Here is a 14,326-nt window from a genome sequence, read left to right as displayed (position 1 = left end):
GTCACTCCTCCCCGAAGTCGAACCGCAACTGCACGCATCCCTCGCCGAAATCCGGGGCATTGCCCACCGTGACCCCGATCAGGCGTATCCGGTGGCCGCCGAAATCGACCCCCGCCAGCAGCTCACGGGCGACGAGGCGCAGTCCGTCGCGCGAATCGACCGTGGCGGGAAGCGTCCTCGAACGGGTGATCTGGCGGAAATCGTCGAACTTGATCTTCAGCACCACGGTCCGCCCCCGGAACCGGTGGCGCGAAAGCCGCTGCCACACCTCCTCGCAAACCTGTTCCAACTCGCCGAGCAGCACCTCGCGGTCGGCGGTGTCGGTCCCGAAGGTCGTTTCGGCACCGAGAGATTTGCGGATGCGGTTCGGAACCACCGGGCGCGGGTCGATTCCGCGGGCGTAACCGTAATAACTGCGTCCGGCCTTCCCGAAATGCCTGACCAATTCCAACTCCTCCCACTGCCGCAGATCGGCGCCGGTGCGGATGCCCAACGCGTGCATCTTCTCGGCCGTGACCTCCCCGATGCCGAAAAAGCGCTCGACGGGAAGCTCCGCGACGAAGGTGTCGATTTTGTCGGGCGGGATCACGAACAATCCGTCGGGCTTGCGGTAATCCGAAGCGATCTTCGCCAGCATCTTGTTGACAGAGATGCCCGCCGAAGCCGTAAGCCCGGTTTCGGTGCGGATGCGGTCCTTGATCTCCCGGGCCGCGAGCGTCGCCGAGCGGAGGTGCGAAACGTCGAGAAACGCTTCGTCCAGCGAGAGCGGTTCGACGAGTTCGGTATAGTCGTGGAAGATGTCGCGGATCTGCTGCGAAACGGCCTTGTAGACATCGAAGCGCGCCGGCACGAAGATCAGGTCGGGACAGAGGCGCCTGGCCAGCACCGAGGAGATCGCCGAACGTACTCCGAACGGCCGGGCCTCGTAACTGGCCGTCGCCACGACACCCCGCGGTCCGTCGTAGCCCACGGCGATCGGACGCCCCCGGAGTTCGGGACGGTCACGCTGCTCGATGGAGGCGTAGAAAGCATCCATATCGACGTGTATGATCTTGTTCTGCACACTTGCAAAAATACAAAAATAATGCAGTCCAAGACGGAAGTCCGGCTACTCGTTCCTGCCAGTCGGCGAGTCCTGCCCATCGGCAGCTTCCGATTCCCGTCGGCAAGAAAAGAAATATGTACGAAAAAATCCCTGAACCTTTCGGATTCAGGGATTCGCGGCAATTCGCATTTTCGTGGTACCACCAGGAATCGAACCGGGGACACAAGGATTTTCAGTCCTTTGCTCTACCAACTGAGCTATGGCACCATCCCGATAAACGAAGCATTTCGTATTATCGTGGTGCAAAGGTAAGCAAATTTCTCAAACTTGCAAAAGTTTCCCCGAAAATTTACAACTTTTCTGCCCTCGCATAATCATACAACCGCGATTAAAGCCATTTCACACCCGCTATCGGTCCCTTCTCCATCTTTTTCAAAACCATTCAAGCGACGATTGAATCCGGCCGATTCGACCAAAAAATTATCTGAAAAGTCGGTTACAAATTGTAATACCGCAATCCATCAACCGGCCGAATCGTAACTCCCGAAAGCTCATTTCGACACGATATGTTACATTTGTAAATTATTTTAATAAATTATTTGTAAAGGAGTTAGCGATTTCTTACCTTTGTTGTGAACTTTTTATTTTACAATTAATTGATTAACGCTTATGGTAAGAAAAATTCTACTGACGTTAATTGCATTGCTGGGGGGGGGAATTTTGCTTTCCCAGGCCCAAAGCAAGCAAATTTCCGGCACGGTTACCGGTTCCGACGGTAAACCGATCGCCGGCGTGACAGTGGTTGTCGAAGGCACCTCCGTCGGCACCACGACAAATGCAGCCGGTGCATACAGCATATCGGCCGGCAAAGACGCCAAACTGGTCTTCTCGTTCATCGGCATGGAGAACCAGACCGTTCCCGTCAGCGGCAAGAGCGTCATCAACGTCCAGATGAAAGAGGATGCGATCGGTGTGGACGAGGTCGTGGTGACGGCCATGGGTATCACCCGTTCCGAAAAATCGCTCGGCTACTCGGTATCCACCGTCAAGGCGGACGAAATCGACAAGGCCCGCGAAGGCAACGTCCTCAACGCGCTGGCCGGTAAAGTCGCCGGCGTGAACATCTCCGCAGCTTCGGGAACCGCAGGCGGCGGTTCGCGCATCATCATCCGCGGCCAGTCGTCGCTCGGCTCGGCCGGTTCGCCGCTCTTCGTCATCGACGGTATGCCCGTCAGCAACCAAAGTTACAACCCGACCGGCATCAACGGTTCGGTCGATGTGGGCAACCGCATGGGCGACATTTCGGGCGACGACATCGAGTCGATCAACGTCCTGAAAGGCGCCGCCGCAACGGCCCTTTACGGCGCCCGCGCCAAGGACGGCGCTATCATCATCACGACCAAGAAAGGTTCGCGGATGCAGAAAACCAGCGTAACGATCAACTCGACGCTGCGTTTCGAGAACATCCTGAAAGCTCCCGATTTCCAGAACAGCTATGCAGGCGGCAACTCTTCCGATGGCACCTACAATCCCTATTCGCAGAACGGCTGGGGCCCCAAGATCGAAGGACAGACCGTCCAGAATTTCCTGGGCGACGAAGTCCAGCTGAAAGCCTACAAAAACAATGTCAAGGACTTCTATAATACGGGACATACCTATATTAATAACATCTCGGTAGCCGGCGGCGACGAGAAAAACGATTTCCGTCTGGGCTTCACGGCGCACAACCAGAAAGGTATCATCCCCAAGAACGACTACGACAAATATAACGTAGCGTTCAACGGCGGCCGCAAATTCAACGACAAACTCGAAGCACGCGTTTCGTTCAACTACGCGCACACCTCCTCGGCCGGCCGGCCCGCCCAGGGATCGAACGAGATCAACGTATTGGTTCCGCAGATCAACGGTATCGCCCGCAACTGGGATCTGAACTGGCTGAAGGACAACTGGATGAACGAAGACGGCACGCAGGGCAAGATCACCGAGAAAAGCACCAGCGGCAATTTCTACTGGACAGTCAATAAAAACCTCTTCACCAACACAGTAGACCGTCTCTACGGCACAGCGACCGTCACCTACAAGCCCATCGAGGGACTGACGATCACCAACAACCTGGGAACCGACTACTTCCACGAGGAGCGCCGTCAGATCTGGGCCAGCGGCACGATCGGACGTCCGAAGGGCCAGTTCAACACCAACGACATCACCAACCGTCAGATCAACAACGACCTAATGATCTCCTACGACGCCAAGTTCAACGAGGACTGGGGGCTGAAAGTGATGCTGGGCCACAACATCAACCAGAACATGACCAAATACCTGGAAGTCTCGGCCAAAGACCTGCTCGTGGCGGATGTCTACACCTATGCCAATGCCGAGAGCGTCGTCTCGACGAACGACATGGTGAAATCGCGCCTGATCGGTCTCTACGGCGAGGTGGACCTCAGCTACAAGGACATCGTCTACCTGAGCGTCACGGGACGTAACGACTGGTCCTCGACCATGCCCAAGTCGCACCGCTCCTATTTTTATCCTTCGGTCAGCGCCGGATTCGTCTTCTCGGAGCTGATTCCGAAAAACGACGTACTGAGCTTCGGTAAGTTCCGCGTCAGCTATGCCAATGTCGGCAGCGATACGGCACCCTATCAGCTCGATTTCCTCTACTACCCCGTTTCGGAAGTGTTCGGACAATTCGGATGCACCAACTATTTCCCGTTCGGCGGGCTGCTGGGCTATGAAGCGACGCCGACCTATCCCGACCCGAATCTCGAACCGCAGAACCAGTCTTCGTTCGAAGTCGGCGCCGACCTGCGGTTCTTCAACGGCCGTCTGCGTCTCGACGCCACCTATTATTATCAGAAGACGACCAAGAACATCGTCCGCCTGGACGTAGCCAACTCCACGGGATTCTTCTACATGCGCAAGAACGCCGGTGTCATCACCAACGAGGGCGTCGAAATTCTGTTGGGCGCGACTCCCGTGCAGACCAGGAACTTCCGCTGGGACATCGACGTGAACTTCGCTTCGAACAAACAACTCGTGAAGGAGCTCGACCCCTCGGTCAAAGCCTACACGCTGGCCTCGGGTTACGAAGGCACCCAGATCAAAGCGGTCGAAGGCGAATCGTTCAGCCTCTACGGCTCCTATTGGCTGCGCGACGAAAACGGCAATTTCGCCATCAGCGAGAACGGTACGCGCATCAAGAGTTCCGACACGAAGAATCTCGGCAAAGTCTCTCCCGACTGGACGATGGGTATCGGCAACACTTTCTCGTACAAAGGTCTTTCGCTGAGCTTCCTGCTCGACATCCGTTACGGAGGCGTCATGTACTCGGGAACGGTACAGCAGCTGCGCACGAGCGGTCTGGCTGAAGAGACGCTGGGCAACGACCGCGCCGAAATCGTCGATAAGGGATTCGTCTACAAAGACGGCCAGAACACCGGCGAGAAGAACACCAAAGCTATCACTCCGTATCAGTTCTGGAATACCAACTACGACAAGTCTATCACCGAAGCGAACGTTTTCGATGCTACGTTCATCAAACTGCGTGAGATCGTACTGGCCTACCAGATGCCGAAAAAGTGGTTCGAGCATTGCTTCATCGGTTCGCTTTCGGTAGGTTTCGAAGCCCGCAACCTGTGGCTCATCAAATCGAACGTCCCGCACATCGACCCCGAGGCCAGCATCTTCGGTCCCTCGTCAGTGGGTTCGGGTATCGAGTACGCCGGTATTCCCTCGACGCGCAGCTACGGTTTCAATATCAAGTTAACATTCTAAAACGCAGCACCGTATGAAAAAATTAGCATATAAATTTCTAATCGCCCTGACGATCGGCGGCACTGCTTCCGGATTGCAATCCTGCGGCGATTGGCTGGACATCAACACGAATGAATATGCCGCCACGGAGGTCGATCCCGGATACCTGTTCACCAATGCGGCCCTGAATTACAGTATGAAACGCTGCGGCGCCGACCAATTCCTTACACTGATGTACGCTGCGCAGACCGCTTCCGAACAGACCCAGTGGTTCAATTACATCTTCGGCGGCGAACCCTACGGCATCGACGCCGAGTATTCGTCGGGCAATGCCTGGGTAGGCACCTATTCGAGCACGGGTTACAACCTTCAGCGTGCGATCGGATTCGCTCAGGAAAAGGGACACGTCAACGCCGAAGCCCAATGCAAAATACTGACGGCCAACGTTTTTTGGGAGACGACCATGCTCTTCGGCGACATCCCGTACAGTGAGGCATGGCACATCGACGAAATCAAGGAGCCGAAATTCGACACCCAGAAAGAGGTGCTCTACGCTTTGGAAGAGCTGCTGGACGAGGCTCTCGACCAAATCGACGAGTCCGATCCGAACACGATCTCCAAATACGACCTCTACTACGGAGGCGACATGACCAAATGGCGCAAACTGGCCAAATCCATCAAGTTGAAGATCTACATGTACCTCTCCAACAAGGAGGATGTAGGTGCCGAGATCAAGGCGCTGATCGAAGAAGGCGATCTGCTCTCTTCATCGGCCGACGACTGCAAATTCCCGTTCTACGACAGCCCGGGCAACCGGAATCCCAACGCCGAATTCGACAATCAGAACCCGGGTCTCCTCGGCTGGATGTATTTCGGCACGCCGGAAATCGTCGATCCGATGAATGCGACCAACGACCCGCGCCGTCCCATCTATTTCTATCCCAACAAGGAAGGTTTGTACGTGGGTATTGCATCCACGCATGAAGGGTCCGCCATGGAGGCCGAAGATCCTTCGGAGATCACCGAAGCGCGTTTCAACCTCGACAACCTGTTCAAGTCGGACTACCCCGACGTGATCTGTTCCTATCCGGAAGTGATGTTCTATGTAGCCGAGGCCTATGTCCGCGGCCTGGGCGTCACCAAAGACCTCACCAAAGCCGACGAATATTTCAAGAAGGGTCTGGAAGCATCCTGCACCAACGTCGGAGTCGCTGCGGCCGATGCCAAGACCTTCGCCGACGGAGTTCCCGCCCTCTCGACGCTGGGCGGCGACGAAAAAGCGATCGAAGCCATTGCCGCACAGCAGCGTATCGAGATGATGATGCGCCCGCTCGAAGCATGGTCCGAACAGCGCCGCACGGACTATCCGAAACTCGAAGTCCCGGAGATGATCCGAACGCTGTATACCGATCTGATCAGCCGCTGGCCCTATCCCTCGCGCGAATCGCTCGTCAATGACAACGTTCCGCAGGTGGACGGCATCTGGACCAAGATGTGGTTCCAGAAATAACGCCGGCCGCAATCCGCACGGAGGCCGTTCCCGAACCGGGAGCGGCCTCTTTTTCGGATAGCGGCAAGATATTTCGCAGATGGCGATTTTTTTCGTAATTTTGCCGCCAGACAAATAAAAAACAATTATGGCAATTACCGAAATACGTCCCGGCATCCACTACGTCGGGGTCAACGACCGCACCACCACGCGCTTCGAAGCCCTCTGGTCGCTTCCGATCGGCGTGTCGTACAACGCCTATCTGGTCGTGGGCGAAAAGATCGCGCTGATCGACACCGTCGAGGAGGCTTTCGGCAGCCGCTTCGAAGCCAATATCCGCGAAACGATCGGCGACCGGAAGATCGACTATCTGGTCGTCAACCACATGGAGCCCGACCATTCGTCGTCGATCACGGCGCTGCGCCGCCTCTACCCCGACCTCGAAATCGTCGGCAACGCCAAGACGCTCCAAATGATCGGCGGGTTCTACGGCATCGCCGGAGGCACGGTCGAGGTCAAGGAGGGCGACACGCTCGACCTGGGCGGCGGCAAGGTGCTTTCGTTCCACCTGATCCCGATGGTGCACTGGCCCGAGACGATGGTGACGTGGTGCGCCGGCGAGAAGACGCTCTTTTCGGGCGACGCTTTCGGCACGTTCGGAGCCCTCGACGGCGGCATCACCGACTCGCAGGTCGATACCGACCGCTACTGGGACGAGATGCGCCGCTACTACGCCTGCATCGTGGGCAAATACGGCGGCCCGGTGCAGAAGGCCCTGCAAAAGGTCCGCACGCTCCCCGTCGAGACGATCTGCTCGACGCACGGCCCCGTGTGGCAGCGGGAGATTCCCCGGGTGATGGATATTTACGACCGTCTGAGCCGCTACGAGGGCGAGCCGGGCGTGGTCGTGGCCTACGCCTCGATGTACGGCAACACGGAGCAGATGGCCGAGCGCATCGCCCGCGAGCTGGCGGCCGAAGGTGTCGGCCCCATCCGGGTCTACAACCTTTCGTACGCCGATCCTTCGGTGGTCCTGCGCGATGTCTTCCGTTACGACACGCTGATCGTCGGCGGCCCGACCTACAACGGCAACCTCTTCCCGCCCGTCGCCGAACTGCTCGACCGGCTCGCCGCCCGCTGCATCCCGCAGCGCAAATTCGGCTGGTTCGGATCGTTCTGCTGGGCCGGAGCCTCGGTGCGCCTGCTGGGAGAGTTCGCTCAGAAGATGAAGTGGGAACCCCTGTGCGATCCCGTGGAGATGAAGCAGGGCTTTTCGTCCGACGTGTGCGGCCTCTGCCGGACACTGGCAGGCCGCATCGCCGAACGCCGGCGAAGCGAATAACGCGAAAAAGGGGCGGTCCGGCGGGCCGCCCCTTTTCTTTTCAGGGACAAGGAATTTCGGAAAAAACCGCTATCTTTACGGTTGCGAATTCAAGAAACCGCGACAGACTATGATGAAAATCGCAATCGTGGGTACGGGCTATGTCGGCCTGGTATCGGGGGCCTGCTTCGCCGAAATGGGGCTCGACATCACCTGCGTGGACATAGACCGGGAGAAAATCGACGCGCTGAACGCCGGCGCCATCCCCATCTACGAACCGGGGCTCGATGCGCTCGTGCAGCGCAACGTCCGTGCGGGACGCCTCCACTTCACCACCGACCTCACCGAATGCCTCGACCACGTCGAAGTGGTCTTCTCGGCCGTCGGCACCCCGCCCGACGAGGACGGCTCGGCCGATCTGAGATACGTCCTGGAGGTAGCCCGCACCTTCGGGCGCCACATCCGGAAATACACCGTGCTGGTGACCAAGAGCACCGTGCCCGTGGGCACGGCCCGGAAAGTGAAGGCCGTGATCGAGGAGGAGCTCGCCCGGCGGGGCTGCCAAGTGCCGTTCGACGTCGCCTCGAACCCCGAATTCCTCAAAGAGGGGGCCGCTATCAAGGATTTCATGTCGCCCGACCGCGTGGTCGTGGGCGTCGAGAGCGAGCGGGCCCGCGAGCTGATGGCCAGACTCTACCGGCCGTTCCTGATCAACAATTTCCGGGTGCTGTTCATGGACATCCCCTCGGCCGAGATGACCAAATACGCCGCCAACGCCATGCTGGCCACGCGCATTTCGTTTATGAACGAGATCGCCAACCTCTGCGACCGCGTGGGCGCCGACGTGGAGATGGTGCGCAAGGGCATCGGCTCCGACGCCCGCATCGGCAACAAGTTCCTCTACCCCGGCTGCGGCTACGGCGGGTCGTGTTTCCCGAAAGACGTGAAAGCGCTGGCCCGCACGGGCCGCGAGAACGGCTGCACGATGCAGATCATCGAGGCGGTCGAACGGGTCAACGAACGGCAGAAAAGCGTGGTCTTCGAGAAATTGCAGGCCGCGCTGGGCGACCTGCGGGGCAAGCTCGTCACGATCTGGGGGCTGGCGTTCAAACCCGAAACCGACGACATGCGCGAAGCCCCGGCGACGGTGGTGATCGACCTTCTGCTGAAAGCCGGCGCCGAGGTCTGCGCCTACGATCCGGTGGCCATGCCCGAATCGCAGCGGCGGATGGCCGGGCGTCCGATCCGTTACGCCCGGACGATGTACGAGGCGGCCGAGGGCGCCGACGCCGTGGCCCTCATCACCGAATGGAAGGAGTTCCGCATGCCCGACTGGCCCCAGCTGCACGCGGCGATGCGCGGCGACGCGATCATCGACGGCCGCAACATCTTCGACAAGCCGGAGGTCGCGGCCGCCGGGTTCCGCTACTTCGGAATCGGGAAATGACCGACGAAAACGGCCCGCGAAAAGCGGGCCGTTTCCTTGCAGGACCGGATATTTACAACATCGGAATCACCGTCACGTAGATCGCGGCGATGATGGCCGACGTGATGACTCCCGTGACATTGGCTCCCAAAGCGTCGGGCAGCACCATCGACGAAGGATTGTCGTGCGACACGATCTTCTGGGCGACTTTGGCCGTCGTCGGCACGCAGCTCACGGCGGCGATGCCGATCACGGGGTTGAAATTGCCCCGCTTGATGAAATACATGACGTAGCCGCCCAGTATGCCGCCGATGCCCGAGATCAGCAGGGCGAGGATTCCCAGCACGAGGAGTTTGAGCACCGTGGGATCGAGCAGCGTGTGGGCGTCGCACAGCACGCCCAGCAGGATGCCCAGGAAGAACGTCGAGCCGTAGAGCATCGGCCCGCTGATGAAATCGTTGACGTGTTTCAGTCCCGATTCCTTGATGACCACGCCGATAAAGAGCGAGAAGAACAGCGGCGCGGCCACCGGGAAGAGCAGGCAGAGGATCACGCACATCACCACGGCGAATGCGATCTTGGCCGCGGGGCTGTACTGCTTCGCCGGTTTCCCGGCAGGCTTCATCTTGATGGCCCGCAGGCGTCTGGGCACCATCGCCCGCACCAGATAGGGATACCCGCCGTAGGTCAGCCCCAGGTAGAGATAGGCCACGACGGTGATCGGCACGAAGATCTCCTTCGAGAGGTTGAGCGAGGTGAAGAGCACCATCGGTCCGTCCGCACCGCCCACCATAGCGATCGAGGCGCTGTCGCTGGGACTCAGGCCCATCGAATAGGCGATCGGCAGCACGGCGAAGGTCCCCAGTTCGGCGCACAGCGCGAGGAACATGCTTTGCAGGGGTTTGGCCAGCAGGAAATTGATGTCGAGCATCGTTCCGATACCCATGAAGATCAGGCAGGCGATCAGGCCGTTGCTGAAAGTGAAGGTATAGACGGGTTGCAGGAAGTCGATTTGCAGAATGTTCATCAGCTGGTCGGTGTCGGTCACCATCGGGTCGAGGAACAGATTGCCGTGGGCACCTCCGGGAAAGATCAGCACACCGGCGTTCACGGCCGCCATGCCCAGTCCCATCGGGATCATCACCAGCGGTTCCAGAATCCCCTTGCGTCCCAGGTAAACCAGCAGGATGCCCAGCAGGATCAGCCCGATGCGCGAATACATGATCGCCGGATCGGACTGCAACAGGGTCGAAATGCCCTGGAAAATACTGCCCAGATCAAATTTTTCCATGGTGCAATTCGTATAAACGTTTCATTTCCGCATCCTGTTTCTCCCCGTCCCGGGGATTTCCGAAATGGTATTCGGCCAGTCCGTTCTGCGCCGCCCCTTCCGGAGAGCCGTCGTCCTCACAGTCCAACGACCAGATACTGCGGTAGGTACGTATCAGGTTCATGCGGTAGGCCCGGGCCCATACCCGGCTCCGGCCCATCCAGTCGGAAAGGCCGCACCCGCCGAAGCGGGAGAAGAAGAAAGTCATCCCTTTGAGCACATACGCGAATGCGATCCCCACGACAAACGTGAAGCCCATCATCAGCGCAGTCTCCCGAATTATATACATCAGGTTCATCGCTTTATTTTTTTAAGATTTGTTGTGCGCGCGACGCCACGCCCCGGGCCGCACGGCATTCGGGAGCGGTTCGCACACGGAATTCACCCGTACAGCATCCCCTGCGGGGTGCACGGTACGGGATCGGATGAAGGGATGAAAGGCTAAATGACCAGTATGCCGAACCGGAGATAGTCGGTCCGGTGGGACGGCAGGGCCGTCAGTTCGCTCTGCGACAGCAGGGAAACGACATATTGCGTACAGCAACTCCGCACGAGCGAGAAATGGCGTCCGAAACAGGAGTTCCGGACATCGACGGTCGTCCGGCGGTGATTCTCCAAATGCTTGCGCAGGGCGCGCACGGGCGACGGGACAGCCGGCTGAACGGTCTCCGTGGCGAAACAATCGGCATAGAGGGACGCCACGGAGTAACACTCCGCGACCCTGCCGACATCGGCCGGCATACGCGCTTCCGCACCCGCGTCCTTCGCCGGCGACAGCGAGGAGAGCAGCAGAAACAACAGGATGAACACCGGCGTTTTCATATCTCGTAGAAATTGCGTCGCTCAAATTTAATACAAATCCGAGAAACAAACAAGTCTGCGGCAGGAATCTTTTCATCCCCGGTTTTCGGAAGCCGGAAGCGGGGATTCTTCAGACAGGCATATTCCGAAATTGAACCACACCCTGCCCCAAAAGGCGATTTGCAGGGCGAAAATTCGAAGTAATTTTGCAACGGTCAAACAGTACATTATGAACAACGATAACAGCAAACTTTTCCTGCTCGTCCTGCTGGGCCTGCTGACGGCGTTCGGTCCCTTCGTGACGGACATGTACCTGCCGACGCTGCCCGCCATGACGGATTTCTTCCGCACCTCTTCGTCGATGGTGCAGATGGGACTGACGACCAGCATGATCGGTCTGGCCGCCGGGCAGCTGCTCTTCGGCCCCCTGAGCGACAAGTACGGACGCCGCACGCCGCTGCTGACGGCCATGTGGCTCTTCATCGGCTCCACGCTGCTCTGCATCTTCGCCTCGGACATCCGCCAGTTCATCGCCGCACGCTTCCTGCAAGGCATCGCCGGTTCGGGAGGCATTGTCATTTCGCGGTCGGTGGCCACCGACCGTTTCGGAGGCCACGACCTGGCCCGGATGCTGGCGCTGATCGGCGCCGTCAACGGCGTCGCACCGGTCGTCGCACCCATCATCGGCGGCACCCTCACCGACTCCATCGGCTGGCAGGGCATCTTCTGCATCCTGCTCGGACTGGGGTGCCTCCTGCTCGCAGGCTGTTTCCGCCTCCGCGAATCGCTGCCCGCCGAACGCCGCAGCGCCGTGGCCTGGAACGACATCCTCCGCAATTTCGGCACCGTGCTCCGCAACCGCCGCTACCTGGCCTATGTACTGCAAATGGGCTTCGCACAGGGCGTGCTGTTCGCCTACATCGCCTCCTCGCCCTTCATCGTGCAGGGACACTACGGGTTCTCGGCCTTCGAATTCAGCATCTGCTTCGCCGTCAACGCCGTGGCCATCGGCGGAGCCGCGGCCTTCTCGATCCGCTTCCGCAGTCCCGAGCGAAGCACCCGCACCGGATGCGCCGGGATGCTCCTCTTCGCCGCCGCCGAAGCCGCGGCACTCGGCCTCGGATGCGGTTTCTGGGTCTACGAAGGAGTGCTTTTCGGACTGCTGTTCGCCATGGGACTTACCTTCACCTCCTCCACGGCGCTGGCTATGGAATCGGCCCGCGAGCACGCCGGCACGGCCTCGGCCCTGCTGGGCGCCGTCTGCTTCTCGTTCGGCGGTGTCGTATCGCCGCTGGTCGGCATCGGCGACACGCTTCTCTCCACAGGTGCGGTCTTCGTCGCCTGCGCCCTCTGCTCATGGCTCAGCCTGCGCATCGCCCCGCGGCCCACGACGCTCGCCGCCGCCTGACAAAAAAGGCCGGAGCGCAATGCTCCGGCCCGTAACCCGATCGTCCGGCACGCCTACTTGCGCACCTTGACGATGATCTTGCGCACCGTTCCCTCGCCCACCATCGGAGCGTGGCCGTCCTCGGGGAAAAGCACCGTGAACTGGCCCGGGCGCAGCGTATAATAGGTCTGCGGCACGTCGTCGAAGAACTGGATGTCTTTCGCGGCGTCGAACTCGCCCTGCGGCAGTTTCAGTTCCCGGCGCTCGCTCCAGCCGAAGGACTCCTCCTTGCCGGTGACGAGCACCTGGATGTCGATGTACTCGTTGTGCACTTCGAGTTTGGCATCGGGTTTCCGTTTGAGCTCGCGCTCCATCACGTTGACATAGATGTCCTTGCCGTCGAGCTCGTGGATGCCCGGCTCCATCTTCGTCCAGTCCGTCGAAGCGATCAGCGCGAAAGCCTTCTTCATGCGCGGGTTGACGTTCTCGTACAACGCGCAGTTTTTCAGTGAGTCTAAAATCATGTTTTTATCTGTTTTTCCGGTTCTTCGTTCTCCGGCCCCGGAACCGATTCCGCAGCCGCACACAAAGTTAACAAGAATTTTTATTTTAACCAAAGGGTCCCTCTACGACGATTTTTTCAGCCGCACGACGACGGGATGGTGGTCCGAATACTCGACCGGTATCACCTCGTAGGAGAGGGGTTCCAACCCCTCGGAACTCAGCACGTAGTCGATGCGCAGCGTGTTGTAGAATCCCCGGAACGTATGCGAATAGCCCGAACCGCACTCGCTGAAAGCATCGCGCAGCCCCCGGGCCATCGTGCGGTAGACATACGACATCGGCGTGTCGTTGAAATCGCCGCAGACGATCTTCCGCGTGCGCGTCGCGCCCGCGACCTTGGCGATGCTGTCCACCTGCCGGGCCCGCAGCACGCTGTTCTCGCGCAGGCGCGTGACGATGCTGCGGATCTTGGTCTCGCGCGCCGTGTCCGAGAGAAACCGGTGGCTGGTGATGAACTCGTTGTCCGAGGCGTTGATGGCCGTCGAACGAAGGTGGTTGTTGAACACCCGCACCGTATCTTCGCCGATCATCACGTCGGCCCAGACCGACGACGACGGCGTCAGCACCGTGCCGGTCCGCAGGATGCGGTATTTGCTCAGGATGGCCATCGTCGAGCCGTAGACCGAGTCGGGGGCCTGCGTGCGTCCGAAATGGGCGCTTTCGTACTTCTCGTCGAGCAGCGCGAACTCCGCCGAACGCTCCGCCAGACGGGCGTTAAACTCCTGCAAACAGATGATGTCGGGGTCCTGTTCGGCGATCAGTTGCAGGATGTCATCGACGCTGCTGCCGCCGTTCTCGCCGTAGAAACTGCGGACGTTGTAGGTCATCACCCGGAACGACCCGCGGTCATAAACCGCCTCTTCGGCGTAGCTGCGGCGGATTTCGGGCCGCCAGAAGAGCGAAACCTTGAAAAGCCCCGCCACGACGATCGCCAGCATCACCAGGGCGCGCACCGTGCGCCAGCGGATCACCCAATAGAGCATCAGCACCACCGAGGCGACGTAGATGCCGGGGGCCGCAAGCCCCAGCACGGGAAAGAACCAGACCCGGGCGGGATCGACGTAAGGGACCAGATAGGTAAGCAGCATCGTCACGGCCGCCGCGACGGTCGCTATCGTCAGAATCAGGTCCAGCACTCTTATGACGATACTGCGGCGGCGTTTCGCCGGGCGTCCCCCGTAATCGTTGTAATACTCCGAAGCCATCG

Annotated in this window: 11 protein-coding genes and 1 tRNA gene; 5 read left to right on the top strand and 7 right to left on the bottom strand. The window is 59.4% G+C overall.

From position 1 onward, the window contains the following. Position 1: 1 nt before the first annotated feature. Both dinB and WMO46_RS12110 read right to left on the bottom strand, forming a co-directional pair. A complete protein-coding gene (dinB, locus tag WMO46_RS12115) occupies positions 2-1,063 on the bottom strand; it encodes a DNA polymerase IV (RefSeq protein WP_278965417.1) in 1,062 nt (353 codons plus the stop codon). 176 nt (positions 1,064-1,239) lie between these two features. Continuing rightward, positions 1,240-1,312 (bottom strand) — tRNA-Phe (locus WMO46_RS12110). A 402-nt stretch (positions 1,313-1,714) separates the two neighbouring features. Here WMO46_RS12110 and WMO46_RS12105 point away from each other — a divergent pair. The 4 genes from WMO46_RS12105 to WMO46_RS12090 all read left to right on the top strand — a co-directional run bounded on the left by WMO46_RS12105 (position 1,715) and on the right by WMO46_RS12090 (position 9,058). Beyond that, positions 1,715-4,822, top strand: coding sequence for a SusC/RagA family TonB-linked outer membrane protein (locus WMO46_RS12105; RefSeq protein WP_278965414.1), 3,108 nt, complete (start codon positions 1,715-1,717; stop codon positions 4,820-4,822). A 13-nt stretch (positions 4,823-4,835) separates the two neighbouring features. After that, positions 4,836-6,311, top strand: a complete 1,476-nt coding sequence (locus WMO46_RS12100) for a SusD/RagB family nutrient-binding outer membrane lipoprotein (RefSeq protein ID WP_195497365.1) — start codon at positions 4,836-4,838, stop codon at positions 6,309-6,311. Between the two features lie 127 nt (positions 6,312-6,438). After that, positions 6,439-7,632 (top strand): FprA family A-type flavoprotein, encoded by a 1,194-nt coding sequence (locus WMO46_RS12095; protein WP_349094421.1) that lies wholly within the window; start codon positions 6,439-6,441, stop codon positions 7,630-7,632. Between the two features lie 112 nt (positions 7,633-7,744). Then, positions 7,745-9,058 (top strand): UDP-glucose dehydrogenase family protein, encoded by a 1,314-nt coding sequence (locus tag WMO46_RS12090; protein WP_302589422.1) that lies wholly within the window; start codon positions 7,745-7,747, stop codon positions 9,056-9,058. Positions 9,059-9,110: 52 nt separating this feature from the next. Here the strand turns inward: WMO46_RS12090 and WMO46_RS12085 are convergent, their stop codons facing one another. The 3 genes from WMO46_RS12085 to WMO46_RS12075 form a co-directional block, all read right to left on the bottom strand. Next, entirely contained in the window at positions 9,111-10,328 is a 1,218-nt protein-coding gene (locus tag WMO46_RS12085) for a sodium ion-translocating decarboxylase subunit beta (protein ID WP_019151127.1), read from the bottom strand. Continuing rightward, complete coding sequence (locus tag WMO46_RS12080) at positions 10,315-10,665, bottom strand: hypothetical protein (protein ID WP_019151128.1); 351 nt, start codon at positions 10,663-10,665, stop codon at positions 10,315-10,317. Before WMO46_RS12080 ends, WMO46_RS12085 begins: the two co-directional genes overlap by 14 nt. Before the next feature lie 143 nt (positions 10,666-10,808). Next, complete coding sequence (locus WMO46_RS12075; RefSeq protein ID WP_129651680.1) at positions 10,809-11,189, bottom strand: hypothetical protein; 381 nt, start codon at positions 11,187-11,189, stop codon at positions 10,809-10,811. 208 nt (positions 11,190-11,397) lie between these two features. Here WMO46_RS12075 and WMO46_RS12070 point away from each other — a divergent pair, with 208 nt between their 5' ends. Then, positions 11,398-12,576, top strand: a complete 1,179-nt coding sequence (locus WMO46_RS12070; protein ID WP_278965408.1) for a multidrug effflux MFS transporter — start codon at positions 11,398-11,400, stop codon at positions 12,574-12,576. Between the two features lie 53 nt (positions 12,577-12,629). On the opposite strand, the gene WMO46_RS12065 is transcribed toward WMO46_RS12070, so the two are convergent. Further along, entirely contained in the window at positions 12,630-13,079 is a 450-nt protein-coding gene (locus tag WMO46_RS12065) for a YhcH/YjgK/YiaL family protein (protein ID WP_026076608.1), read from the bottom strand. A gap of 102 nt (positions 13,080-13,181) precedes the next feature. Next, positions 13,182-14,324 carry an endonuclease/exonuclease/phosphatase family protein gene (locus tag WMO46_RS12060; protein WP_278965405.1) on the bottom strand — a complete coding sequence of 381 codons (1,143 nt, stop codon included), beginning with the start codon at positions 14,322-14,324 and terminating at the stop codon, positions 13,182-13,184. Positions 14,325-14,326 lie beyond the last annotated feature (2 nt).

The organism is Alistipes intestinihominis (assembly GCF_040095975.1).
GTDB lineage: Bacteria > Bacteroidota > Bacteroidia > Bacteroidales > Rikenellaceae > Alistipes > Alistipes senegalensis.
This window is presented reverse-complemented; position numbering and strand designations above follow the sequence as displayed.

What these genes read in the sequence shown, in the direction of transcription:
- WMO46_RS12060 (WP_278965405.1), bottom strand. Translation starts at nt 14,324, where the DNA reads ATGGCTTCGGAGTATTACAACGATTACGGGGGACGCCCGGCGAAACGC.
- WMO46_RS12075 (WP_129651680.1), bottom strand. Translation starts at nt 11,189, where the DNA reads ATGAAAACGCCGGTGTTCATCCTGTTGTTTCTGCTGCTCTCCTCGCTG.
- WMO46_RS12090 (WP_302589422.1), top strand. Translation starts at nt 7,745, where the DNA reads ATGAAAATCGCAATCGTGGGTACGGGCTATGTCGGCCTGGTATCGGGG.
- WMO46_RS12095 (WP_349094421.1), top strand. Translation starts at nt 6,439, where the DNA reads ATGGCAATTACCGAAATACGTCCCGGCATCCACTACGTCGGGGTCAAC.
- WMO46_RS12105 (WP_278965414.1), top strand. Translation starts at nt 1,715, where the DNA reads ATGGTAAGAAAAATTCTACTGACGTTAATTGCATTGCTGGGGGGGGGA.
- WMO46_RS12080 (WP_019151128.1), bottom strand. Translation starts at nt 10,665, where the DNA reads ATGAACCTGATGTATATAATTCGGGAGACTGCGCTGATGATGGGCTTC.
- WMO46_RS12100 (WP_195497365.1), top strand. Translation starts at nt 4,836, where the DNA reads ATGAAAAAATTAGCATATAAATTTCTAATCGCCCTGACGATCGGCGGC.
- WMO46_RS12065 (WP_026076608.1), bottom strand. Translation starts at nt 13,079, where the DNA reads ATGATTTTAGACTCACTGAAAAACTGCGCGTTGTACGAGAACGTCAAC.
- WMO46_RS12070 (WP_278965408.1), top strand. Translation starts at nt 11,398, where the DNA reads ATGAACAACGATAACAGCAAACTTTTCCTGCTCGTCCTGCTGGGCCTG.
- WMO46_RS12085 (WP_019151127.1), bottom strand. Translation starts at nt 10,328, where the DNA reads ATGGAAAAATTTGATCTGGGCAGTATTTTCCAGGGCATTTCGACCCTG.